The following is a 26,260-nucleotide window of genomic DNA, read 5'->3' on the forward strand; positions in this document are numbered from 1 at the left end:
GTGATGTCCACTGGCGTTTTTATTGCTCAGATTTGAATAAGAACATTGCGTTTATATGCAATTTTCCTAATAAAAGTCGATTTGGTTCAGACTTTTAGCGAATAAATATTGTCCACTCTCTCAAAGCTGGACAATAATAAATTTAACGAAATAGTCAAAAGTGTTTAACGTCATGGATTCGACCTACACCATCATTATTGCAGATGATCACCCACTCTTCCGGAATGCCTTGTTTCAATCTATCCACATGGCTATTAGTGGTGCAAATTTGCTGGAAGCGGACTCACTCGACGCACTTCTGGCTTTGTTGGAGCGAGAGGAAGAGCCAGATTTAGTGCTATTGGATCTCAAAATGCCAGGAGCAAATGGTATGTCTGGCTTGATTCATTTGCGAGCAGAGCATCCAGATTTACCTATCGTCGTCGTTTCAGCGAGTGAAGAGCCGGCGATCGTGACGCAGGTGAAAAGCCATGGTGCATTTGGTTTTATTCCCAAGTCCAGCGACATGCGCGAATTAGTGAACGCGCTCAATCAAGTGCTGAATGGCGACCCATACTTCCCTGAAGGGTTGATCACCAATAACGCGGCATGTAATGACTTAGCGGAAAAGATTGCTGCGCTAACACCGCAGCAATATAAAGTGTTGGGAATGTTGTCCGATGGCTTGCTGAACAAGCAAATCGCTTACGAATTGAATGTTTCAGAAGCCACCATAAAAGCGCACATGACAGCGATTTTCCGTAAGCTCGGTGTAAAGAACCGCACGCAAGCCGTGATTATGCTGACGGAAATGAGCGACTAGATTGACGTCTTATCGTCAGACTTACTTTTTTCGTTTGGCAATCGGATACCGACTTTAGTGACCTGCTGATCAACAACATCAGCGACGATCCAATGCAAACCTTGCCACTCGAAATGGTCTCCCAATACTGGCGTGCTACCTAATTGCTCTTCGACAAGGTTTCTCAAACTTTTATCCAGCGGTTCATCCCCCAGATTCAAACCATACATCACGGCAATATCGGCAAGCTTCACTTCAATATCGAGGAAGAAGTCACCGAAGAATCGCGCTAGCGACGCTTTCTCTGGGGCTTCACTAAACAGTAAGCTCAGTGCATCTAAATCCTTTTCTTGTGCTAATACACACAAGGTATCATCTTCCTCAAGACGCGTACTGCCGGATGGGTGCAATAGCTCTTTACTGCGAAATACAGCGGCGATACGCGTTCCTTCCGGCATCGAAAGACTACGTAATGGCTCACCAATGCACCATTTATCTGCTTTAAGTCTATAGATAAACAGCTCCCACTCACTGGTCGGGTAAATCTCTACACCCGTACGCGAAATTGGCTCAGGCTTAGAAGGTAGCTCGACCTTTGCAAGAGACATCGCCTTAGTCAACGTGCCCCCTTGTACTATCAAAGACACCATTACTACAAAGAATGCCAAATTGAAGTACAGTTGAGCATCTGGCAACCCTGCCATCATCGGAAATACCGCGAGGATGATAGGTACAGCGCCACGCAATCCTACCCAAGAGACAAACCACTTTTCACGTGGCGTGAAACTTTTGAATGGCAGTAAACCAATCCAAACTGAGATTGGTCGGGCAAACAAAATCATCCCGAAAGCAAGCGCAAGACCTGGCAACGCAATAGAGAGTAAATTGGATGGTGTAACCAACAAACCAAGCACCAAGAACATACCAATTTGAGCTAGCCACGTCATACCATCTAAAACATGAAGAATAGAATGGCGGCTGCGTGTTGGACGGTTACCTAATAAAAGACCAACAAGGTAAATCGACAAAATACCACTGCCACCCAAAGTGTTAGATAAGGCAAAAATAAGCAAGCCACCACTGACCGTTAAAATAGAATACAGCCCATCTGGTAATTGATTGCGATTGATAACTTTCCATAAGATCCAGCCACCAGCGAAGCCAAGTAACGCGCCGATACCAAACTGCTTAAGAAAACTGAACGCCAAAAAGCCCGCACTTAAATCTGCGCCAGGGTTCGCTAAAATAGCAATCAGAGTTACGGTCAGAAACACCGCCATTGGGTCATTGGTGCCGGATTCAATTTCCAGCGTTGAACCAACACGTTCGTTCAGGCTACGACCTTTGAGTAGAGAGAAGACCGCGGCAGCATCGGTGGAACCAACAATCGCACCAACCAATATGCCTTGCAATAAATCTAAGTCGAATAACCACGTTGCCATCAGCCCGGTCAAAATGGTGGTGATCGCAACGCCAAATGTCGCCAAAGAGACCGAGGGCCATAACGCAACCCTAAAGCTGGCGACCCGCGTTCTCATCCCACCATCAAGCAAAATGATGGCTAATGCGAGGTTACTAACCAAATAAGCGATCGAAAAGTTATCGAATAAGATGCCGCCTAAGCCGTCTTCCCCCGCCAGCATTCCAACGGCTAAAAATACCAAAAGAATTGGGATCCCCAACTTAGAAGACACTGGGCTTAAAAGAACGCTAAGTGCGATTAACAACGCACCTATTAGAAAAAAACTGTTAATGGTGTCTGCGTCCATTCTCACCCTCCCTTAATGAAAAACGATAATAATTGTGATGAGCAAGGCTACTTCGTTAATGAGGTAATGCCCTAATCCGCCTCCCCTTTACACCGTCTCAAAATGCGAGGTTGTACGAGAATGACTCAGTTATATTACTTTATTGTGAGTTAAAACGGTGATTTGATGCGAAAACTTTATGTAAATAAATTACTTGTGAGCTTTCTTATCTACGCCTTCTCTCATTGAGAGCCACAAGATCACCACCAATATTTACACAGCATCTCCAAATTCAATGAAGAAAAGATTAATGGCCAGTCTTAATCATGCTTGTTTATCCAATCAACCTTTAGACCTTTGGCTAACTTAACAGTTTATTAACATAACATTTTACCCCTTTATTCGCTGCAAAAGCCCATAGTATGGAGGTTCCTCATTTTTAACACCCCGACTAAAGTTGAAAAGAGTTATTGCCAACACCTTGCTAATGTACATATTGAAACATTTCATTAACAACAATACCAATCGTAAGGAGACGGCAATGGCATTTGAAAGCGAAGAAAGAGCCAAAGCCTATTGGGACAAAAACGTGAAGCTCATGATCGGCCTAATGGTCATCTGGTTCGTCGTGTCTTTCGGCTGCGGCATTTTATTTGTCGACGTACTAAATCAATTTCAACTAGGCGGTTACAAACTCGGTTTCTGGTTTGCTCAACAAGGCTCCATCTATGCCTTCCTAGGAATTATTTTCTATTACGCATGGAAGATGCGCCAAATTGACCGTGAATTCGGCGTGGACGAATAAGGAGTCACTCAGATGGATTTGAAAACTATTACCTACCTGGTCGTTGGCGCCACGTTCATCCTGTACATCGGGATTGCTATTTGGGCTCGCGCCGGCTCAACCAAAGAGTTTTATGTTGCTGGTGGCGGTGTAAACCCGATTGCAAACGGTATGGCAACCGCAGCCGATTGGATGTCCGCAGCGTCGTTTATCTCAATGGCAGGCTTAATTGCCTTCATGGGCTATGGCGGCTCAGTATTTCTAATGGGTTGGACTGGTGGCTACGTTCTGCTTGCGCTGTTGCTAGCACCTTACCTACGCAAATTTGGTAAGTTTACGGTGCCAGAGTTTGTTGGTGAACGCTTTTACTCCAACACAGCACGTATCGTAGCGGTTGTTTGTCTTATCATCGCATCAGTGACTTATGTTATCGGTCAGATGAAAGGCGTGGGCGTTGCGTTTGGTCGCTTCTTAGAAGTGGATTACTCCACCGGCCTATTAATTGGTATGTGTATCGTTTTCATGTACGCGGTTCTTGGCGGCATGAAAGGCATCACTTACACGCAGATTGCTCAATATTGCGTACTCATTCTTGCTTACACTATCCCTGCAATCTTTATCTCTCTGCAACTCACTGGTAACCCAATCCCACAAATTGGTCTGGGGAGTACCATGGCTGGTACCGATGTCTATCTACTCGATCGGCTTGACCAAGTGGTGACCGAACTCGGATTCAGTGAATACACGACCCAAGTACGTGGCGACACACTTAATATGTTTGTCTACACCATGTCACTGATGATTGGTACTGCCGGTCTACCACACGTAATTATCCGTTTCTTTACCGTGCCGAAGGTTCGCGACGCACGTACATCAGCAGGCTGGGCTCTGATCTTCATCGCAATCCTTTACACTACTGCACCAGCGGTATCAGCGATGGCTCGCCTCAACCTAATGAATACGGTAAATCCAGCTCCGGGTCAGCACCTAGCGTATGACGAGCGTCCTGCGTGGTTCAAAAACTGGGAAACAACTGGACTACTCGGTTTTGACGATAAAAATGGCGATGGCAATATCCAATACACTTCAGATGCGTCCACCAACGAACTGCGCGTTGATAACGACATCATGGTATTGGCTAACCCAGAGATCGCTAAACTACCAAACTGGGTGATTGCACTTGTGGCAGCAGGTGGTCTTGCAGCTGCACTATCTACCGCAGCAGGTTTACTACTCGCCATTTCTTCAGCTATTTCCCATGACTTAATCAAAGGGGTTATCAATCCGAACATATCCGAGAAAAAAGAGCTACTTGCTAGTCGAATATCAATGGCAGTAGCGATAGCAGCCGCAGGCTATCTCGGTTTAAATCCGCCTGGATTTGCCGCAGGTACGGTAGCACTCGCCTTTGGTCTTGCCGCTTCATCCATCTTCCCTGCATTGATGATGGGCATCTTCAGCAAGAGCATCAACAAAGAAGGCGCAATCGCCGGTATGATTGCGGGTATCAGTATTACGCTGTTCTACGTATTCCAACACAAAGGCATCCTTTTCGTTGCTGATTGGAAATATCTAGAAAGCTGGGGAACAAACTGGTTCCTGGGTATTGAGCCAAACGCGTTTGGTGCTATTGGCGCACTATTTAACTTCATCGTCGCATTCGCTGTATCCAAAGTAACAGCAGAAACGCCACAAGAAGTAAAAGACCTAGTCGAACACGTTCGCGTGCCAGTAGGTGCTGGTAGTGCAGTGGATCACTAAAAACTAATCAAAACCACAAAAGCCCCGTTTGGAACCAGCCGTCCGGGGCTTTTTTATTCTCACTTTTCAGTTACCATATTCGCAGTATGTCGTTGCAAGGAAGCCAAGATGTTCAAAAACAAGCACTTTATTCTCGCTCTACTGATTGCGCCAGTTCTCTCTTTGATCGCTTACTTCGGTACCGATATGGCCCTCAGCGAGAAACCCCACGCGGCGCAAGAAGGGGAAACTTACAAACTCGCGAGTAAGTCTAATTGTCGTTACACCAGTGGTCTGTGTGATATGGAAAATGGCGATTTTAAAGTGAAATTTCGCTCTGAAAAACTCACTAAAAATAACTTAGAATTGTCACTCAACGCCGCTTACCCACTTGAAGGGGTTAAAGTTTCTATTGTGAGTGACAAAGAGAAAAACGCTCAACCGATTGATATGAAGCCCGCCGATCAAGCAGGCCAAAGCTGGTACATCACCTTACCAAAGCCTGCATCTGCAGAAAGCTGGTTAAGAGTCGTCATTCAATCAGGCGGCACACTATATTATGGTGAAACACAAACCGCATTTGTGAAGTACGAAACCTTATTTACTGAATAACGCTGACAAGCTAATTCACCGGTCTTCAAACGACAGTGACTTAGTTTCACTCAGCATAAATGAATTCCTACTCAGCCGACGCCTTTGCGTCGGCTTTTGTTTCCGTAAGTCTTTCTTCAACAACCTCTTACTCTAAAAAGGGTTGCCAACCCACAAGTTAATTGATAATAATTATCATTACATTCAATGAGAGGTGGTTATGGACAACAAACGGGACATCTTTAACGCATTTTTTAAAGCCCAAGATAGATTCCTTCTCGCCGCACCACATGGCTTTGAGCCAGACGTGATTCATGACTATATTCATTGGGGAATGGTGTTGTCTTCCTGTTATGAACACGATGCCGATGAAGAAAATCTATTGTTGTGTGAGCTGTTTTTACGTCAGGTTTATTTCCATTTACTAGACGCAATTCAAGACTCAACTCGCAGTCGTATCTTCCGTCGTGTCTGTCTCGATTCTATCCATACGCCATTATTCTGCCTCAAACGCTATTACTACCAGTTTGAACAAGGCGACGTGAAATTTCTCGCACTACAACAACAATTACGCCTGATTCAAATCTCACTCGATTAACCAAAAGGATCCCTACCATGAGCACCGAATTCCGCATAGAAACTGACAGTATGGGCGAAGTTACTGTCCCTGCAGATGCTCTCTACCAAGCCCAGACTCAACGCGCCGTCGATAACTTCTCATTCAGTCAACATAAAATGCCATCTGGTTTTATCAAAGCGTTAGCACACATCAAGCAGACTGCGGCACTCACCAACGCACAGCTAGGGCTGCTTGAGGGAGATATTGCCAACGCGATTGCTGACGCAGCTCAAGCAATTATCGAAGGCAATCATATTGAGCAATTCCCAATTGACGTGTTCCAAACGGGATCAGGCACTAGCTCAAATATGAATGCGAATGAAGTAATTGCAACACTGGCCTCCCAGCATCTAGGCGGCACTGTCAGCCCTAATGATCACGTCAACATGGGGCAAAGCAGCAACGATGTGGTACCAACGGCCATTCAAGTTAGCGCAGCATTAGCCATCGAAAAACAGCTCTTCCCGGCCCTGTCACACCTAAGCCAAACACTAGAGTCTAAGCAACAAGCATTGAAAGATGTTGTAAAAACCGGTCGCACCCACTTAATGGATGCGATGCCAATTACCTTTGCTCAAGAACTTGGCGGTTGGCAGTTCCAAATCGAGCATGCAAAACAAGCGATTGAACAAACACTTCCTGCTGTAAAAGCCTTAGCCCAAGGTGGTACGGCGGTTGGAACGGGGATCAATGCCGATCCACGCTTTGCAGACTTATTCGCTAGCAACCTAACCCAGTCAACTCGTATTCAGTTCACGGCCAGTGATAACTTCTTTTTCAATTTAAGCAGTCAAGATGCGATCGTCGCTCTGTCGGGACAGCTCAAAACAGCAGCAGTTGCGATCATGAAGATCGCAAACGATCTTCGTTGGATGAATTCAGGCCCATTGGCTGGTTTAGGTGAGATAGAATTACAAGGCTTGCAACCGGGTTCTTCCATCATGCCTGGCAAAGTAAATCCTGTGATCCCAGAAGCCGCAGCGATGGCATCAGCGCAAGTCATTGGTAATGACACCACCATTACCGTCGCAGGCCAAGCGGGCAACTTCCAGCTTAACGTCATGTTGCCAGTTATTGCTCATAACGTATTGGAGAGCATCGAGTTACTCTCTAACAGCGCAACCGCTTTAGCTGACAAAGCCATTGCGACGTTTGAAGTTCGCCAAGATAACTTGGATGTAGCACTCGCCAAAAACCCAATTTTGGTCACGGCTCTCAACCCGGTCATTGGTTACCTAAAAGCGGCAGAAGTCGCGAAAAAAGCCTACAAACAGGGGCGCGCGATTATTGATGTCGCGGAAGAAGAAACTGATTTGGATAGAGCCACACTAGAGCGATTGCTTAATCCAGCCAAACTGACCCAAGGCGGCGTCGCAGAATAAACGGCAAACTCAGCCTATCAACTAAGATTACAAACATCGAGACCTCCATTCGGAGGTCTCTTTTATAGCGATTTTTCAAACACTCCAATCCTAAGCGACTCGATTGAGCACCGAACGCAGCTTAAGCGGCTTAACTGGCTTAGCAATAAAGCTGAACCCATTTGCTTTGATGCCATCAAGCATATCATCGGTACGATCTGCACTGATGATGACGCCTTCAAAGCTGTGGCCTAATCTCAGGCGGCATTGCTGTAACACTTCTAAACCAGTACGACCATCATCAAGTCGGTAATCGGAGAAAATTACATCCGGAATCCAACCATCCTCAAGCGCTTGTAGACTTTCAACTAAATCAATCGCAACTCGTGTATCGCAACCCCATCGGGAAAGTAAGTTTTCCATGCCGACTAGAATGTCAGGCTCATTATCGACACAAAGGATTCTCAGATGACCGAGTTCAGATTGCTTATTCATCGCCACGTGAACTGGATGAGGCTGAACATGATCAGCTTTATCTAGGGTGATGGAAAAAACACTGCCTTTTCCAACCCAAGAGCGCATCGAAATTTCATGCCCAAGTACCTGAGCAATTCCTTTCGAAATCGCCAAACCAAGTCCGAGGCCTTGGTCGGAACGAACTTGAGTTCCGCGATTAAACTCTTCAAAAATCTCTTGCTGCTTCTCTTCTTCAATCCCCACTCCATTATCCCATACATCAATACGCACTCGCCCTTTCACGCGGCGAACACCGAGTGCGACTTTGCCATTCGGGTTATAACGAAACGCATTGGTCAGGAAGTTTTGCACCACACGGCGCAGCAGTTTGGGATCCGACTTAACCATGAGTGAGGACGGAATCATCGTGAACTCTATACCTTGCTGTTTGGCTAACGCACTAAACTCAGCATTCAAATTCGATAACACATCATTTAACGCAAAGCCATGCACGTTGACTTCCAACTTGCCCGATTCCAAACGCGAGATATCCAGCAAATCTCCAATTAAGTCTTCGGCAGCCTCTAAAGCACTTTCAATGTGTGCTGACAGCTTTTTGGCTTCGCTGTCTTTGGCGACTTCCGATAGTGAAGAAGCGAATAGACGCGCCGCGTTGAGCGGTTGCATCAAGTCATGGCTTACTGCCGCCAAGAACCGTGATTTGGATTTCGATTCCAAATCCGAGCGCTGCGTCGCTTCCACCAGCTGCTTGTTAAGTTGTTCTAATTCTCGAGTCCGCAGACGTACCCTTTCTTCCAATGTCTCGTTGGCGTCTTTCAGTGCTTGCTCTGCATCACGGAATACGGTGATGTCGGTAAAGCTCATCACAAAGCCACCACCTGGCATTGGGTTACCTTGCACCTCTATCACGCGACCATCGGGACGAACCCGAGAAGAGGTGTGCCGAGTCCCTTGCTCAAGGTGATAAACACGGCGACGAACGTGGTCATCAGGGTCACCAGGGCCACACAACCCCTGCTCTGCATTGTGCCGAATCACATCCGCAATCGGTCGACCTACTTGAATCAGGCCTGGCGGAAATTCAAAGAGTTCTAAATAGCGTTGGTTCCACGCTACCAAGCGTAGTTGCTTATCGACGACCGCAATACCTTGTCCAATATGCTCAATCGCGCCTTGGAGTAAACCCCGACTAAAATCGTACAGTTCAGAGGCTTCATCGACGATAGTCGCCACCTCTTCAAGCTGCATGTTTCTTCCTTGCAGAGCGGAAGTAAGTACTAACTTAGCAGAAGATGCACCAAATACCCCTGCTAGCACACGCTCCGTATGCCGAATCAGAGAAGATGGCGCTTGCTGATTCGGCATTAACTCTTCTCGTTGCTGGCTCCAGTAGGCTTGAAACGCCGCTTTAACTCGCGTTCGTCCGACAAATCTGGACGCTAGCATTTCCAGTTCCGCAACCGTAACGCGGCTCTGGTACAGGCTCACATTTTCGCTTTCAGGCAGCGGTGTACCAACGAATGATGCCGATTGTAAGCGCTCACTTAGGCTTGGTCGGGTAGCCATAGAAACCACAACAAAACACACTGCATTAGCGACCACACTGAGGATCATCCCCCAATCTGAAATCGCGATATCAAAGCTAGCCAATACCTCTGGTGGCGTAATCAACCAGATCAGGAAGTTATTACTGGCGTCTCCGGCAAGCATGTCTGTTTGGCTCATTAACGTAATCAACCAGGTAGCAAAACCCACCGCGAGGCCAACATACACACCTTTCTTATTCCCTTGACGCCAATACATACCGCCAACCAGCGCAGGAGCGAATTGCGTGATAGCCGCGAACGAGAGAAAGCCGATAGCAGAAAGTGAATGAATAGTGTCCAACGCTTGATAGAAACACCACGCGCCAATCAACAAAACTAAAATCAAACCACGGCGGATCCGCAGTAATAATTCAGAAAAATGGTGATGGTTACGCTGCGTCAGTCGCATGCGACGCAATAGCAATGGCATAACCAAGTCATTCGAGACCATGATCGCTAAGGCAATCGTCGATACGATAACCATGCCACTTGCCGCTGAAGTACCGCCCAGAAACGCAAGTAAGGCGATTTCACTCGCCCCTACCGACATCGGCACACTGATGACATAAGTATCAGGCGAAGCGCCACTCAAGAGACCTTGACCTACCCACGCAATAGGTAAAACAAAAATCCCCATTAAGATCAGATAAATGGGGAACAACCAACGAGCCACATGCAAATCTTGAGCACGTTCATTTTCCACGACCATCGTATGGAATTGTCGCGGAAGGCAAACGATCGCCAGCATGGTCAGTACAGTATGAATCAATATAGTCGGGATATTTGGTGACTGATACGTCTGCGCGGCAACATCAATTAAGCTCAAATTCTCGGTGTTCATCGCCAACCAAACAATGAAGACACCAACCACTAAAAAAGCCAGCAGTTTGATAATGGATTCGAAGGCAATTGCCATCATCATCCCACGATGGTGTTCCGTGTTATCAATGTGGCGGGTACCGAATAGCATCGTAAAAATCGCCAATGCGACCACAACAAACCACGACACGCTATCGTTTTGATAACCAAAATCAGTAGCCAGCTCCGGAGCAATGATTTCAAGCCCCATAGTGATACCACGCAGCTGTAAAGCGATGTACGGCAAAATTCCCGCAACCGCTATGAGCGTAACAACCACGGCCAAACCTTGGGATTTACCGTAGCGTGCTCCGATAAAGTCAGCAATCGACGTGATGTGTTCCCGTTTAGCAATCAAAATAAGCCGAGCTAAAACGCGCCATCCGATGGTAAACACTAAAATGGGGGCGATATAGATGGGCAAGAAAGACCAAGGATTACTGCTGGCCTGCCCGACCGTGCCGTAGAAGGTCCACGATGTACAGTACACCGCAATGGAAAGGCTATAAATCCAAGGCCGCCAGCGCGCTAGCCACCTTTTCTGAATGTCGCCGTACCACGCGATGATAAATAAAGCTCCCAAATACGCTAAAGAAACGGGAACCACCAGCCATCCTTGCATCCGATATCCTTTCTTGCCTTTCTTGCTACTTTTAAAGCAAGAGAATAAAAAAACCTCTCCATGAGGGAGAGGTTTATTTAACACTGCTTTGATAAAGGAGACAAAGCTTAGTTTTTAACCTTTGTTACATAAGTCTAATTCTGAGTTTCAAGTGGCTTGTCTGATACATCAACCACCTGATGTGGGTCTTGCGAATCAAGCTTGATGAACAGAGCCAATAACCCCATCGCGGCCATGCCCCAGAACACAAGCGGTCCCCAGTGCTCATAACCCCAGCCACTCAATACGGTCATTAACGCGATAAATGCGCCCAACGGAATCGCGTTATACAACGCTTGCAACGCTACGATCTTATTTTCTTCGGAGTTTTGGATATATTGGATCGCGGCAATGTGTGCGGTAGCGAAAGTCACACCATGCAATAGTTGAACAATCACCAAAGCAATAATTGATGTTGTCGACGCCGTAATACCCCAACGCATCATTACACCAACGGCAGCAGCAATAAACAGCGCGCGTATTGACCAACCTACGAATAAGCGCTTACTCAATGCAAACACTGCCACTTCTGCGGCTACTCCTAAGCTCCACAAGTAGCCAATGACATCTTCCGAGTGACCAGCGGCCTTCCAGTGAATCGCACTAAAGCCGTAGTAAGCCGCATGACTGCCCTGAATTAGTGACACCAACACTAAGAATTTTAGTATCGGCTTGTCGGTCAAAAGAGCGGTCAGCTTTGGACGTTCTGCGCTTTGCCCACCGTGCGTTACAGGCATTGGGTTAGTCGGTCGCATAGCAAACAGCAACGAGATAAACACGCCGAACATCGCAGTGTACAAGATCATATCGGAGCCAAATTCAGCCACCAGGTAGCCCACTGCCGTCGAGCCTGCGATAAAGGCGATCGAACCCCATAGCCGCGTGCGGCCATAATCGAGCATTTTCAGGCGAGCGTAGTAATTTGCCATCGCGTCCGACAACGGAATAATCGGTCCACAACAAAGATTGAACAACACTGTCGCTAGTGCCATTAACCAAAAGCTACCACCCGTAAAAAAGTGAAATCCAACAAAAAGGAGGGCAGCGAAACTCAACCAACGTAAAGCAGGCATAAGATGTTCGACTTTGTGTACTCGTGGGGTGATCACGATATTGGCAACACAACGTGTCGCAAGGCCTAACCCGACCAGCAAACCGATATCTGTCGAAGATACGCCCTGATCCTTAAACCAAAGTGACCAAAATGGCAGATACACGCCATACGCAAAGAAGAATCCGAGAAAGTACTGGGAAATCCAGCCATACGGAGAAGGTTTCAACATTACTAATATCCTAAAACGGGAACACCAACGTTCGAGCCGGGAATTATGGATCGCCATGCGTATTATAAAAAGGGAAGAATAAGAAACTTATCGTTTCCTCGATGGAATACTAACTTTGCGACATTTGGCATCTTCAAACGAAAACATCGTAATTTAGACCAAAGTCGTCTGGCTTCCGGTAAGAAATTTGTCAGACTTAGAGAGTGTTCCTTCCATCATTATTGGGTGTTCTCATGCCTGACAAATTTAACATGCAATCTCCACCGTTCGATCGCTTAACTGAAGCACAACAAACGCGACTGCGATCGTCTCTGGACGTCGCCTACTATCGAGCTCGAGATGTTATTTTATCCTGCGGACAGAAGAACCCCCACTTACATATTCTGATCAAAGGCGCGGTAGAAGAGCGCTCCAACGATCAACAGGAAGTGTTCGCACATTATGCCAACGACGATATGTTCGATGTACGCTCGTTACTTGAAGACAAGGTACGTCATCACTACATCGCGCTTGAGGACACGCTCTCTTACCTACTGCCGAAAGAAATTTTCCTTGCCCTTTACAACGAAAATGGCCAGTTTGCAGCCTATTTCGATAACAATTTATCGAAACGGCAAGAGCTCATCGAAGCGGCCCATCAACAGCAAAACTTAGCGGAGTTTATTCTCACTAAAGTTGACCGCAGCATTTATCACCCACCGATGATCCTTGAACCAAATACACCAATTAACGAGGTAACACGTTCCTTAAAAGAAAATGGGATTGACGCTGCATTGGTTCAACTCCATGGCGATGATCCACGATTGGAAAAATGGCCATCAGCCCACCCGTACGCAATAGTGACTCGTACTAATATGCTGCATTCTGTGATGATAGATGGTTGCGCGCTCGACACACCAGTGGGTGAGATCGCGAGCTTTCCTGTTTATCACGTTGATGATGGAGACTTTCTATTCAACGCCATGATCACAATGACCAGAAATAGAATGAAACGCCTCATGGTATGTGAAGGCAACAGAGCTGTCGGCATGCTGGATATGACCCAAATTCTTAGCGCGTTCTCAACCCACTCTCACGTGTTAACGCTCAGTATTGCTCGAGCAAGCAGCGTGGAAGAGCTCGCTTTGGCCTCAAACCGCCAACGTCAATTGGTCGAGAGCTTATTGAAAAACGGCATCCGCACTCGCTTCATCATGGAGCTTATCTCAGCCGTAAACGAACAAATTATCGAGAAAGCGTTCGAGTTAGTGATACCACCAGCCTTGCACGACCATTGTTGCTTGATCGTACTCGGCTCTGAAGGCCGAGGAGAGCAAATTCTCAAAACCGATCAAGACAATGCCCTGATTATTCAAGATGGTCTGGAATGGCCTCATTGCGAACAAGTGATGCGCTCCTTCACACACACCCTACAACAGCTCGGTTATCCACTTTGCCCTGGTAAAGTGATGGTTAGCAACCCGAAATGGGTCAAAACACAGCAAGAATGGATAAGCACCCTAAACCACTGGATAGCTAAAGCCGAACCAGAACAAATCATGGACTTAGCCATTTTCAGTGACGCCCATGCTGTTGCTGGGAATTGCGAGCTGCTGGCTCCAATTGCGGCGCATCTTCGTGACACAATGAAAGATCGCATGTTGATATTGTCTGACTTTACTCGCCCTGCCTTGCAGTTTTCGGTGCCCCTAACTCTATTTGGCAACGTAAAAAGTGCTAAAGACGGATTGGACATTAAACGCGGCGGTATTTTCCCAATTGTACACGGCATTCGCGCCTTGTCTTTGGAGTATGCCATTGAGGAGAAGAACACGTTTGAACGCATTGAAGCTCTGAGAAATAAGCGCATCTTAGAATCCGAAACGGCAGATAATCTCAACGAAGCACTGAAATTGTTCTTTAAACTTCGTCTTAATCAGCAACTCAAAAAGCAAGAAGCGTTGAATAACATTGATATTAAACAACTGGATAGAACTGAGCGTGATTTGCTTCGCCACAGCTTACATGTGGTGAAGAAATTTAAGCAATTTTTAGGCTTCCATTATCAAATTCGTGATTAACCCTGATTTTCATAAATCACAGAGGCGTAAGCAATGAACTGGTTACAACGCAAATACTGGCATTACAAACTGAAAGGTTCGCCTTATCAGTCGCTGTTTTGCACGCCAGATAAAACAGAATACGTCTCTCTTGACTGCGAAACCACCAGCCTTGACCCAAATCGCGCCGAGCTGGTGACTATTGCAGCCACCAAGATCATCGACAACCGCATCATCACCAGTCAACCATTTGAAGTCCGCTTACGCGCGCCGCAATCGCTCGACTCAGGCTCGGTCAAGATCCATCGAATTCGCCACCAAGACTTAGTCGATGGCATCAGTGAAAAAGAGGCGCTGCTCGAGCTGCTCGACTTTATCGGCAACCGACCACTTGTGGGCTATCACATTCGTTACGATAAAAAGATCTTAGACCTTGCTTGTCTGCGGCAACTTGGCTTCCCACTTCCTAACCCACTTATCGAGGTCAGTCAGATTTATCACGATAAGTTGGAACGACATTTGCCGAATGCCTATTTCGACTTAAGTCTGGATGCCATTTGTAAACACCTCGAACTTCCTATCCAAGACAAACACGACGCCTTGCAAGACGCGATTTCTGCCGCTTTGGTCTTTGTCCGCTTAACGAAAGGCGATTTACCCAACCTAACCGCGCCGTATACATAAAAATCAGTTGACCTAGCTCCCAGAAATGCTTTTGTTTCAGCGATTTCCCGGCGCTTCCATCACTCTCATCCTAAAGTCTAATTGTGGAAATACGCGCGGTGACTGACAGTTATAAGCACAACGTCGTCATTACCACGACCAAGTTATTTAGAACCAAAAAACAGCCCTACAAAAATATATTCAAAATCTTATCTAGATTGGTGTAAGGCCGAGAAATAAGGCACAAGGAGAGAAGCCATGAGCGAAGCCCACGTTTATCCGGTAAAAGAAAATATTAAAACTCATACACACGCGGATAATGATACTTACTTAGCCATGTATCAGCAGTCGGTAACCGATCCAGAGGGCTTCTGGAACGAACACGGCAAAATCGTTGATTGGATCAAACCTTTCACCAAAGTAAAAAGCACTTCTTTCGACACTGGCCATGTTGATATTCGCTGGTTTGAAGATGGCACACTGAACGTCTCGGCTAACTGTATTGACCGTCATCTCGCAGAACACGGGGACGACGTCGCCATCATTTGGGAAGGCGATGATCCAGCCAACGACAAAACACTCACTTTCAACGAACTACACAAAGAAGTGTGTAAATTCTCCAACGCATTGAAAGAGCAAGGCGTACGCAAGGGCGACGTGGTGTGTCTATACATGCCAATGGTGCCAGAAGCTGCAGTGGCTATGCTCGCTTGTACCCGTATTGGTGCGGTTCACACCGTAGTATTTGGCGGTTTCTCACCAGAAGCGCTATCCGGCCGTATCATCGACTCTGACGCTAAAGTCGTGATCACCGCAGACGAAGGCGTACGTGGCGGACGCGCTGTTCCACTGAAAAAGAACGTGGATGAAGCACTAACCAACCCAGACGTAAAAACCATCAATAAAGTCGTCGTGCTTAAACGTACAGGTGGTGATGTTGAATGGCATGAACACCGTGATGTTTGGTGGCACGAAGCAACAGCCAACGTTTCTGACGTTTGCCCACCAGAAGAGATGAAAGCCGAAGACCCGCTGTTCATCCTCTACACATCTGGCTCGACAGGTAAACCTAAAGGCGTACTACATACTACAGGCGGTTACCTCGTCTACGCGGCAATGACCTTTAAATATGTCTTCGATTATCAACCAGGTGAAACCTTCTGGTGTACCGCGGATGTGGGCTGGATTACAGGCCATACTTACCTAATTTATGGTCCACTAGCGAACGGGGCCAAAACTATTCTGTTTGAAGGTGTTCCAAACTACCCAAGCACGGCTCGTATGAGTGAAGTGGTTGATAAGCACCAAGTGAACATTCTCTACACTGCGCCAACCGCTATTCGTGCACTAATGGCAAAAGGTAACGAAGCGGTAGCAGGGACATCTCGTTCAAGCTTACGTGTGATGGGTTCAGTAGGTGAGCCTATCAACCCTGAAGCGTGGGAGTGGTACTACAAAACGATTGGTAACGAGAGCTCGCCTATCGTTGATACTTGGTGGCAAACAGAGACCGGCGGTATCTTAATTGCACCACTACCAGGTGCAACAGATTTAAAACCAGGCTCAGCAACTCGACCATTCTTCGGAGTCCAACCTGCACTGGTTGATAACATGGGCAACATCATTGAAGAAACCGCAGCAGAAGGTAACTTGGTGATCCTTGATTCATGGCCAGGTCAGATGCGTACTGTTTATGGCGACCACGAACGCTTTGAACAGACCTACTTCTCAACCTTCAAGGGAATGTACTTTACTAGTGATGGGGCTCGTCGTGACGAAGACGGTTACTACTGGATCACGGGCCGTGTTGATGACGTACTAAACGTGTCGGGTCACCGCATGGGTACCGCTGAAATAGAATCGGCTCTTGTCGCACATCATAAAATTGCTGAGGCCGCTATTGTGGGCATTCCGCATGATATCAAAGGCCAAGCTATCTACGCTTACATTACCTTGAACGATGGTGAATTCCCGTCAGCAGAGCTACACAAAGAAGTGAAAGATTGGGTGCGTAAAGAGATTGGTCCAATTGCAACACCAGATGTACTGCACTGGACGGATTCCTTACCGAAGACTCGTTCTGGTAAGATCATGCGTCGAATCCTGCGTAAAATTGCAACGGGTGATACCAGCAACCTCGGAGACACATCAACGCTTGCCGATCCGAGCGTTGTAGATAAACTTATCGCAGAGAAAGCAGAATTGGCATAAATTCAACCAACTGTTTTAAAAGCACTTTAAAAACCGCCATCACTCATGGCGGTTTTTTGCTTTAGTGCACAAATTGGCCATACAAAAAATATGGCAATTATGTTGTTTTTGTTAACTTGGTTACAGAAACGAGAGTGGCTATTAGGAGATTAGACCAGTAAATTGCTGCTAATTGCTATGAATTAGCTATAATCTTGGTCGATTTTTTAAAATTTGCTCGGTTTTAACAAAAAAATCGTGCTGAACTATCGTATATTTGGGAATATAAACGTTCCACTCACGATAAGGGAAGATAGCAACACAATGTCTGCAAAGTCACGGATTCTTGTTCTAAACGGACCAAATCTTAATCTATTGGGTCTGCGCGAACCGACACACTATGGTCACAGTACCTTAGCTCAAGTTGTGGATACTCTTACAGAGCAAGCCCATAACGCTGGGGTAGAACTGGAACACCTACAATCAAATCGTGAGTACGAACTGATTGAAGCCATTCACGCTGCCTATGGCAAGATTGACTTCATCATCATCAATCCAGCGGCTTTCACTCATACTAGTGTGGCGCTGCGAGATGCATTACTTGGCGTCGCCATCCCATTTATTGAGGTGCACTTATCAAATGTGCACGCACGTGAACCATTCCGTCATCACTCTTACCTGTCAGATAAAGCAGAGGGTGTGATTTGCGGTTTAGGCGCACAAGGTTATGAATTTGCTCTGTCTGCAGCGATCAATAAGCTACAGGCAAAGTAACCCTAACACTCTGCAACCCTACGAGGGTTGTCTTAATCACAAGATAAAAGAGAAAGAAAAGATGGATATTCGTAAAATCAAGAAGCTAATTGAGTTAGTTGAAGAGTCTGGCATTGCTGAGCTAGAGATCTCTGAAGGTGAAGAGTCAGTGCGCATCAGCCGTCATGGCACTGCAGCCCCTCAAGCACCAATTCACTACGCAGCAGCTCCAGCGGCGGCACCTGCTCCAGTAGCAGCGGCACCAGTAGCGGAAGCGCCAGCAGCAGAAGCTCCAGCAGCAACACCTGCAGGTCACCAAGTTCTTTCTCCAATGGTTGGTACTTTCTACCGCTCTCCAAGCCCAGACTCTAAAGCATTCGTAGAAGTGGGTCAGAAAGTAAATGCTGGCGATACTCTATGTATTGTTGAAGCAATGAAAATGATGAACCAAATCGAAGCGGACAAATCTGGCGTTGTTACAGCAATCCTAGCTGAAGACGGCCAACCAGTTGAATTCGACCAACCTCTTGTTGTAATCGAATAAGCGGGGCTTGCCTTATGCTAGACAAAGTAGTCATCGCGAACCGAGGTGAAATTGCACTTCGTATTCTTCGCGCTTGTAAAGAATTAGGTATTAAGACCGTCGCTGTTCACTCGACAGCTGACCGCGATCTTAAGCACGTACTGCTCGCAGACGAAACCGTATGTATCGGCCCTGCTCGTGGTATCGACAGCTACCTAAACATTCCACGCATCATTTCTGCAGCAGAAGTGACTGGTGCTGTTGCTATCCACCCAGGTTACGGCTTCCTGTCTGAGAACGCAGACTTCGCAGAGCAAGTTGAGCGCAGTGGTTTCATCTTCGTTGGTCCAAAGGCAGACACTATCCGCCTAATGGGCGATAAAGTATCTGCTATCAATGCAATGAAGAAAGCAGGCGTTCCTTGTGTACCGGGTTCTGACGGCCCTCTAGACAATGACGAAGAGAAAAACAAAGCATTTGCTAAGCGCATTGGTTACCCAGTAATCATCAAAGCATCTGGCGGCGGCGGCGGTCGTGGTATGCGTGTTGTTCGAGCAGAGAAAGACCTTATCCAAGCCATTGCAATGACACGTGCTGAAGCAAAAGCGGCGTTCAACAATGACATGGTTTACATGGAGAAATTCCTAGAAAACCCTCGTCACGTTGAAGTTCAGGTTATTGCTGACGGTCAAGGCGGCGCAATCCACCTTGGTGAGCGTGACTGTTCAATGCAACGCCGTCACCAAAAAGTAGTGGAAGAAGCTCCAGCACCTGGTATCACCGAAGAAATGCGTAAGTACATCGGTGAACGCTGTACTCGTGCATGTATCGAGATCGGTTACCGCGGCGCAGGTACGTTTGAATTCCTATACGAGAACGGTGAGTTCTACTTCATCGAAATGAACACTCGTATTCAGGTAGAGCACCCAGTAACAGAGATGGTTACTGGCATCGACCTAATCAAAGAACAGCTTCGTGTTGCAGCGGGTCAGCCTCTGTCATTCACTCAAGATGATATTAAGATCCGTGGCCATGCGATTGAGTGTCGTATCAACGCAGAAGACCCTGAGCGCTTCCTACCATCTCCGGGTAAGATCGAGCGTTTCCACGCTCCTGGCGGTATGGGTGTACGTTGGGAATCTCATATCTACACAGGCTACACAGTTCCACCTCATTACGATTCAATGATTGGTAAACTGATCACTTACGGTGAGAACCGTGATGTAGCGATTGCACGTATGAAAAACGCACTGGGTGAGATGATCATCGAAGGCATCAAAACTAACGTGCCACTGCAGTTCTCCATTATGAATGACGAAAACTTCCAACACGGTGGTGCAAACATCCACTACCTAGAGAAGAAGCTTGGCTTACAATAAGCCTAAGCAAACGTCTTAAAAAATGCCCACTCCCGTGGGCATTTTTGTTTTATATGTACGCGAACGGCTCAACATATAAATCGGCTTATTTGGGTATATACTCAAACAAATCGTAGAGTTCTGGTAAACTCTGCGCCACTTCATTCACTTTAAGAGCAAAAACCAATGCCTTGGATTCAAATCAAACTCAACGCGACCAATGAAAACGCTGAGCAAATCGGCGATATGCTAATGGAAGAGACTGGCGCGCTGTCTGTTACATTCTTAGACGCGCAGGATACACCTGTATTCGAACCTCTACCTGGCGAAACTCGCTTATGGGGCGATACTGATATTCTGGCACTGTATGATGCAGAAGCAGACACTAACTTCATCATCGACCAAATTAAAGCGAGCAATATGCTGGCTGACAATTTTGCTTACAAAGTAGAACAGCTTGAAGATAAAGACTGGGAACGCGAATGGATGGAAAACTTCCACCCAATGAAATTTGGTCAGCGTCTGTGGATTTGTCCAAGCTGGCGCGACATTCCAGATCCTGACGCTGTTAATGTTATGTTGGATCCAGGCCTTGCATTCGGTACGGGTACTCACCCTACAACAGCACTTTGTCTTGAGTGGCTAGAAAGCATGGACTTAAGCGGTAAGACCGTTATCGACTTCGGTTGTGGCTCAGGTATTCTTGCGATCGCAGCGATCAAACTGGGCGCTGAAAAAGTGATAGGGATCGACATTGATCCTCAAGCCCTGCTTGCTTCAAAAGACAATGCTGAGCGTAATGGCGTTGCAGACAAACTAGAAGTTTACTTACCGCAAAATCAACCTGAAGGTCTCGTCGCTGACGTCGTTGTGGCCAACATCCTTGCGGGACCTTTACGTGAACTTGCACCTATCATCAAAGGACTAGTTAAGCCAAATGGCGACCTCGCTATGTCCGGCGTATTAGACACTCAAGCTGAAGATGTTGCGAACTATTACCGTGACGAGCTTCACATTGACCCGATTGTTGAGCAAAGTGAATGGTGTCGCATCTCTGGTCGTAAGCAAGGCTAGACAAGGTTTTCAGAGCTAATTGTTTGAAATTCATACAATTTACAAAAACAATTTGTAAATGCTCAAATATTAGTCTTTTCACGCAGTGAAAAAATGCGTAAAATGCGCGCCCTTGCTGGTACAGAACTGTGATGACGTTTTGAAAATCGGAAACTATCAACTTAAGAACAATCTAATCGTAGCCCCTATGGCTGGTGTAACGGATAGACCGTTTCGCGAGTTGTGTCTTCGCTATGGTGCGGGAATGGCCGTCAGTGAAATGATGTCTGCTAACCCAAAACTATGGGGAACGTCAAAGTCGAAACAGCGCATGGTACACGAGGGCGAATCGGGCATTCGCTCTGTACAGATTGCGGGTTCCGATCCACAGCTTATGGCGGACGCAGCTCAATTCAGTGTTGAGAACGGTGCACAAATCATCGACATCAACATGGGCTGCCCGGCAAAAAAAGTGAATAAGAAGCTAGCGGGCTCTGCTCTGCTTCAATACCCAAACATTATCGAAGAGATTTTGAAAGCGGTCGTGAATGCAGTGGACGTTCCTGTAACGTTAAAGACTCGAACTGGCTGGGATACAGACAACAAGAACTGTGTCCAGATCGCTAAATTAGCCGAAAACTGCGGCATACAAGCTCTTGCTCTGCATGGCAGAACGAAAGCATGTATGTACAAAGGTGAGGCCGAATATGACAGCATTAAAGCGGTAAAAGAGGCGATTTCAATTCCGGTTATCGCGAACGGTGATATCGATAGCCCGGAGAAAGCCAAATTTGTACTGGAGTACACCGGTGCGGACGCTTTAATGATTGGACGCCCTGCCCAGGGTCGTCCTTGGATTTTCCAGGAAATCCATCACTATTTGGAAAACGGCACCACAATGGAGGAACTTCCAACTGAGGAAGTGAAAACCATTATGCTTGGTCATGTAAATGCTCTGCATGAGTTTTATGGGGAGTTCTTAGGTCCACGTATCGCGCGCAAGCACGTTGGGTGGTACCTGAAAGAGCATGAACAGGCAAGTGAGTTTCGCCGTACCTTCAACGCTATCGACGCAGCTCCGCTGCAAATTGAGGCGTTAGAAGGTTATTTTGATAACGTTGCATCATAATTAAGAGAAGAGCTAGACCGAATATGTTCGAACAAAATCTGACTTCAGAAGCATTAACAGTAACTACAGTAACGTCACAAGACCAGATTACTCAGAAGCCTTTACGTGACTCTGTTAAAGCGTCTCTTAAAAACTACCTTGCTCAACTAAACGGCCAGGAAGTAACAGAACTATACGAATTAGTTCTAGCTGAAGTTGAACAGCCACTACTAGATACTATCATGCAGTACACTCGCGGTAACCAAACTCGCGCAGCAACTATGATGGGTATCAACCGCGGTACTCTTCGCAAGAAACTTAAGAAATACGGCATGAACTAAGACCGTTTTTCAAAAAGTATTTGGAACAAGCCGTTACCTTTTTAGGTAACGGCTTTTCTTTATCTACGAAAACACTACGAATAACGCTCACTTTGTGCAGTATTACCAACTGGCTTTAAGATAACCACCGCTGAGCCAAACAATAGCGAAACCACGAAAGCGACCCATTCATTGCCTACAGAATACGCGAAGCCCGCCAAGGCAGACCAAGTCGCGACACCAAAGTGCATCATACTCATTCCAAAAGACATTAACACACCTCGATATTCATCAGATAAGCTTGCGATATGTGCTTGTAATGCCGGAGAACCAACCCCTCCAGCGAGAGACCAGAGCACTAGAGCTGGAAGATAAGCGGTCACCGTACTCATCTCATTTGAGAACACCCATGCACTACAAGGTATGCACACCATTAAGGCCACTCGCATAACGGCTCGAGAGCTACCAAGCCAGCGAGAAGCTCTCGCCACGCACATATTTCCAACCACACTCACGATCCCTAGAGCTGCATAAATAGCGCCCACCCAACCGAGCGCCAAATCGCTGGTATCTCGAATATGAAGGCCTATCAGGTTAAATACACCAATACCTCCCCCTAAACCTAAACACATCGCTAGAATCGCCCTCAACGCGCCAGGAACATGAATGACGTCTGTGATAGGTGGCAGAGTATCTGACTTCTTGGACTCATTATGCTTGTTGTTCATGAACACTACGCTCATAGCACCGACAAGAAGAGCCGCAACGCCCAAAATAATAAAAGCGGCACGCCATGATAAAAGCTGGGTCAACAATGCTCCGATCGCCGGGCTAGTTATCATACCTAGCGTTAATCCCGCCTGAACCATCACAATTTGACGCATCGCTCTATTACCCTTCGCGTCTCCCGCTAACGCGAATGCAATTGGCAACATGCCTGCACTTGCAATACCAGTGATCACTCGAGTTGCAATAGCAAGTTCAAAATCATGAACTATGCCCGTCGTAATAGACGCAACCCCAAATACAAAGCAAGCAGGCACCATGATACGAATACGCCCAACTCGGTCTGATAAACGGCCCAAGTAAGGAGCGCAAATTGCTATGGCTAAACTATATGCCGTAATAAATAAGGTCACCTGACTCGGTTGAACACTTAAATCATTTCCGATGGGTTCAAGAATAGATCCAAGCATCAACTCATCAGCACCAACAAGAAAAGCAACGAGAAATAGGATCATGGACTGCATCATAGCTCCACCTCCTGTTCTGTTTCCGATTCAGCACAAGTGAGCAACGAAATATCTAAAACTCTATCAGGCCAAGATTGCAAAAATGCCTTCTCATGAGATACCACAATCACGCTACCGGAAAAGCGCTGGAGAGCCTCTTTAAGCGCATTTTTACTACTGCTATCCAAATGTGTTGTTGGTTCGTCCAACAGCAAAACATTGCATTTCTGAACCGATAAACAACACAGTTTCACCCGAGTTTGCTCACCACCGCTCAATGTATCTAAGTGGCGCTGCGTCTTATCCCCCGTGATCCCAAAGCGAGCTAATAGCTTGCGTGACTCTTTGCTTGAGATTGTTGGCGCACAAGAGCACAGCTCCTGTTCAGGCGTGTTCTGAGGATGGCGCCAAGACAAATCTTGAGAAAAATAACCAATCATTGCACCTTTTGCCAATACCACCTCACCAGAGAGTGGCTCGATCTTCCCCATCAGGGTTTTAAGTAAGGTCGACTTACCCACGCCGTTAAAGCCAGCAACAACCAACTTTTCCCCGCGCGCTAACGTGATATCAAATACTGGAAGCAGAGGCTGCTGATAACCGATCATCAACGCTTTTGCCTCAACCACATTCGGTTGCTCAATGGGCTGGTAAGCAAAGTCAAACGTCGATACTTTCTCTACATGATTCAGTTGAATACGTTCGATTTTATCCAGTCTCTTCTTACGCCCTTTAGCAAGACTCGCGTTAACTCCTGCACCATTTTGGGCAATAAATTTCTCTAACTTTCGAATTTCACTTTGCTGAGCCTTATATTGCTTTTCTAATAAAGCACCGTCGTGCTGCTTTTGCTGCATTGCTTTGACATAAGTACCGCTGTATTTTCGAACCGTTTGATAATCAATATCACAAATACTGGTCGCTACTTGATTAAGAAAATCAACATCATGAGAAACCAGTAAAACGGTACCAATGTAATCATTGAGAAACGTGACTAGCCATTCAATGTGCGGAGCATCAAGATAGTTTGTCGGCTCATCAAGAATTAACACATCGGGGTTGCGAAGTAACAACCTGCCTAAAAGGACTTTGTGCCTTTGACCGCCACTTAGCGAGATAAGCGGTGTATCTAAGCCAAATTGATAAATACCAAGACCTACAGCAACTCGTTCAATTTTGGTATTAATTGCATAGAAGTCTTCATCTTCTAAATATGCCTGTAGCCGAGCGACTTGGCTTAAAAGAGATGTAGAGTGAGACTCGGTCATCGCATGATACAAAGTCCAAAGCTTTTGCTCTGCAGCGTATAAACTCTCAAAAGAGCCCTTTAAACACTCATGAACTGTCAGCACATTATCGATCTTAAAATGTTGTTCTAAATACCCCACCTCAAGGTTTGGTAACCATTCAATGCAGCCCTTATCTGCAGATAATTCACCGAAAAGCAGTTTCAATAAGGTGCTTTTTCCAACACCATTCGCTCCGGTGATACCTATTTTCTCTCCCACGTTAATACGAAAGGTCACGTTGTTGTATAACGTCTTATCAGCTATCTGATAAGACAAATTTTTAACTTGTAAAATACTCATGTTTTCAACCAAATAAAAAAGGGCCGGTGATCAATACCGGCCCTTATTTCAATACTGGGTAATGCTTTGTAGCTGCTTAACAGATACAAAAAGGCCGATGATGAAATATCACCGGCCATCTCTTCTCTTTTATCAGGTGTACAAGCTCCTGCGTATAACTTCAGCGAAGCTACCCACACATAAAACACCTGATGAAGATTAATTTAAGACTCCGAGCAACACTTCATCGCGTTTTTTGCATGGAGTTCAGCCTTCTTACAAAGCTTTTAAACAAGAGATATAACATGATTTACTGTTGAAAAAATATTCGATGTGAAGCGTACACCTTTAGAATAAAAAGTACCAGATAATTATTAAAACTATCGTGACTTACACGAAGGTCCACAGAAAGAAGACTTTTCCTCAGTCAATGTGCCAGGTGAACTGCTTACTCAGCAAACACAGCTATGAAAGCACCTATACCGCTCACGTTATACGTACGTAGTGGTGGCTTTGAAGGTTGGAGAGGGTTAGAGGGAAGAAGTAGCGAATATACTTTAAGACACTGGCTTAAATAGGTCGACAAAACAAAATCCATGTTTGGAAAGTTTTAAATGCGCTGAGTTTATATTAATAAGCGCCTATGGCTAAATCAAAACATCTAAAGCAGAGAAATCTCCCCCGAAAATAACATAACCTAGTGAATAAATTTTCCAGGTAATAATAAAGGAAGCTTTGGTAAGTAAGCACAAGGGCTGAGAACTAGCGCTCGATACTAGGACCCGGTTCAGTAGAAACCACACAAAACTGAGTTCCACTTCACTCATAACAGGGCTTAGAAAGCATCGCCAGAGGGAAGCCGGCCTCTCGATGCAAGGTTTCAATATGAAAGTGGGTTTAAGGTAAGTCGGGGAACCAAAACGAAAAAAGCCCCAGTCTTTCGACTGGGGCTTAATATAAGTGG

The 26,260-nt window shown here is 46.2% G+C and carries 20 protein-coding genes; 15 read left to right on the plus strand and 5 right to left on the minus strand.

Annotated elements, in window-relative coordinates; all coding sequences use genetic code 11:
* Positions 1–172 precede the first annotated feature (172 nt).
* Positions 173–802, plus strand: a complete 630-nt coding sequence (locus R7E38_RS21640; RefSeq protein ID WP_005382375.1) for a response regulator — start codon at positions 173–175, stop codon at positions 800–802.
* Here the strand turns inward: R7E38_RS21640 and R7E38_RS21645 are convergent.
* Complete coding sequence (locus R7E38_RS21645; RefSeq protein WP_005382374.1) at positions 799–2,550, minus strand: potassium/proton antiporter; 1,752 nt, start codon at positions 2,548–2,550, stop codon at positions 799–801. The genes R7E38_RS21640 and R7E38_RS21645 overlap by 4 nt on opposite strands.
* A 520-nt stretch (positions 2,551–3,070) precedes the next feature.
* Here R7E38_RS21645 and R7E38_RS21650 point away from each other — a divergent pair.
* The 5 genes from R7E38_RS21650 to R7E38_RS21670 all read left to right on the plus strand — a co-directional run bounded on the left by R7E38_RS21650 (position 3,071) and on the right by R7E38_RS21670 (position 7,645).
* Positions 3,071–3,334 carry a DUF4212 domain-containing protein gene (locus R7E38_RS21650; RefSeq protein ID WP_005382373.1) on the plus strand — a complete coding sequence of 88 codons (264 nt, stop codon included), beginning with the start codon at positions 3,071–3,073 and terminating at the stop codon, positions 3,332–3,334.
* Between the two features lie 12 nt (positions 3,335–3,346).
* Positions 3,347–5,074, plus strand: coding sequence for a sodium:solute symporter family protein (locus tag R7E38_RS21655; RefSeq protein ID WP_005382372.1), 1,728 nt, complete (start codon positions 3,347–3,349; stop codon positions 5,072–5,074).
* Positions 5,075–5,182: 108 nt separating this feature from the next.
* A complete protein-coding gene (locus R7E38_RS21660; protein WP_005382371.1) occupies positions 5,183–5,665 on the plus strand; it encodes a hypothetical protein in 483 nt (160 codons plus the stop codon).
* Between the two features lie 199 nt (positions 5,666–5,864).
* Complete coding sequence (locus tag R7E38_RS21665) at positions 5,865–6,242, plus strand: hypothetical protein (protein WP_005382370.1); 378 nt, start codon at positions 5,865–5,867, stop codon at positions 6,240–6,242.
* Between the two features lie 17 nt (positions 6,243–6,259).
* Positions 6,260–7,645, plus strand: a complete 1,386-nt coding sequence (locus tag R7E38_RS21670) for a class II fumarate hydratase (RefSeq protein ID WP_005386369.1) — start codon at positions 6,260–6,262, stop codon at positions 7,643–7,645.
* 90 nt (positions 7,646–7,735) lie between these two features.
* Here the strand turns inward: R7E38_RS21670 and R7E38_RS21675 are convergent, their stop codons facing one another.
* Together R7E38_RS21675 and R7E38_RS21680 are read right to left on the minus strand one after the other, a co-directional pair.
* Positions 7,736–11,167 (minus strand): PAS-domain containing protein, encoded by a 3,432-nt coding sequence (locus R7E38_RS21675; RefSeq protein ID WP_226084247.1) that lies wholly within the window; start codon positions 11,165–11,167, stop codon positions 7,736–7,738.
* Between the two features lie 134 nt (positions 11,168–11,301).
* On the minus strand, positions 11,302–12,489 hold the full coding sequence (locus R7E38_RS21680; protein WP_005382367.1) for a 3-phenylpropionate MFS transporter: 1,188 nt from the start codon (positions 12,487–12,489) through the stop codon (positions 11,302–11,304).
* Positions 12,490–12,722: 233 nt separating this feature from the next.
* Here R7E38_RS21680 and R7E38_RS21685 point away from each other — a divergent pair, with 233 nt between their 5' ends.
* From R7E38_RS21685 to fis, 9 genes are all read left to right on the plus strand, one after another.
* Entirely contained in the window at positions 12,723–14,549 is a 1,827-nt protein-coding gene (locus R7E38_RS21685; protein ID WP_226084249.1) for a DUF294 nucleotidyltransferase-like domain-containing protein, read from the plus strand.
* Positions 14,550–14,582: 33 nt separating this feature from the next.
* The gene (locus R7E38_RS21690) at positions 14,583–15,212 is read left to right on the plus strand and encodes a 3'-5' exonuclease (protein WP_005382363.1); all 630 of its coding nucleotides are present in this window, start codon (positions 14,583–14,585) and stop codon (positions 15,210–15,212) included.
* A 237-nt stretch (positions 15,213–15,449) separates the two neighbouring features.
* Positions 15,450–17,402 carry an acetate--CoA ligase gene (gene acs / locus R7E38_RS21695; protein WP_170897542.1) on the plus strand — a complete coding sequence of 651 codons (1,953 nt, stop codon included), beginning with the start codon at positions 15,450–15,452 and terminating at the stop codon, positions 17,400–17,402.
* 303 nt (positions 17,403–17,705) lie between these two features.
* Positions 17,706–18,155 carry a type II 3-dehydroquinate dehydratase gene (aroQ, locus tag R7E38_RS21700; protein WP_005382360.1) on the plus strand — a complete coding sequence of 150 codons (450 nt, stop codon included), beginning with the start codon at positions 17,706–17,708 and terminating at the stop codon, positions 18,153–18,155.
* 61 nt (positions 18,156–18,216) lie between these two features.
* Complete coding sequence (gene accB / locus R7E38_RS21705; RefSeq protein WP_005386355.1) at positions 18,217–18,678, plus strand: acetyl-CoA carboxylase biotin carboxyl carrier protein; 462 nt, start codon at positions 18,217–18,219, stop codon at positions 18,676–18,678.
* 14 nt (positions 18,679–18,692) lie between these two features.
* Positions 18,693–20,036, plus strand: coding sequence for an acetyl-CoA carboxylase biotin carboxylase subunit (gene accC, locus R7E38_RS21710; protein ID WP_005382509.1), 1,344 nt, complete (start codon positions 18,693–18,695; stop codon positions 20,034–20,036).
* 165 nt (positions 20,037–20,201) lie between these two features.
* Positions 20,202–21,089, plus strand: a complete 888-nt coding sequence (prmA, locus tag R7E38_RS21715) for a 50S ribosomal protein L11 methyltransferase (protein ID WP_054701965.1) — start codon at positions 20,202–20,204, stop codon at positions 21,087–21,089.
* Between the two features lie 139 nt (positions 21,090–21,228).
* Complete coding sequence (dusB, locus tag R7E38_RS21720; RefSeq protein WP_005382505.1) at positions 21,229–22,197, plus strand: tRNA dihydrouridine synthase DusB; 969 nt, start codon at positions 21,229–21,231, stop codon at positions 22,195–22,197.
* 23 nt (positions 22,198–22,220) lie between these two features.
* Positions 22,221–22,517, plus strand: coding sequence for a DNA-binding transcriptional regulator Fis (gene fis / locus R7E38_RS21725; protein WP_000462885.1), 297 nt, complete (start codon positions 22,221–22,223; stop codon positions 22,515–22,517).
* A gap of 74 nt (positions 22,518–22,591) precedes the next feature.
* Here the strand turns inward: fis and R7E38_RS21730 are convergent, their stop codons facing one another.
* Complete coding sequence (locus R7E38_RS21730) at positions 22,592–23,749, minus strand: MFS transporter (protein ID WP_054575313.1); 1,158 nt, start codon at positions 23,747–23,749, stop codon at positions 22,592–22,594.
* The gene (locus tag R7E38_RS21735; protein WP_054575314.1) at positions 23,746–25,317 is read right to left on the minus strand and encodes an ABC-F family ATP-binding cassette domain-containing protein; all 1,572 of its coding nucleotides are present in this window, start codon (positions 25,315–25,317) and stop codon (positions 23,746–23,748) included. The genes R7E38_RS21730 and R7E38_RS21735 overlap by 4 nt, the downstream gene beginning before the upstream one ends.
* Positions 25,318–26,260: the final 943 nt, after the last annotated feature.

Origin of the sequence: Vibrio sp. Vb2131, assembly GCF_033338535.1 — a bacterium.
Lineage (GTDB): Bacteria > Pseudomonadota > Gammaproteobacteria > Enterobacterales > Vibrionaceae > Vibrio > Vibrio alginolyticus.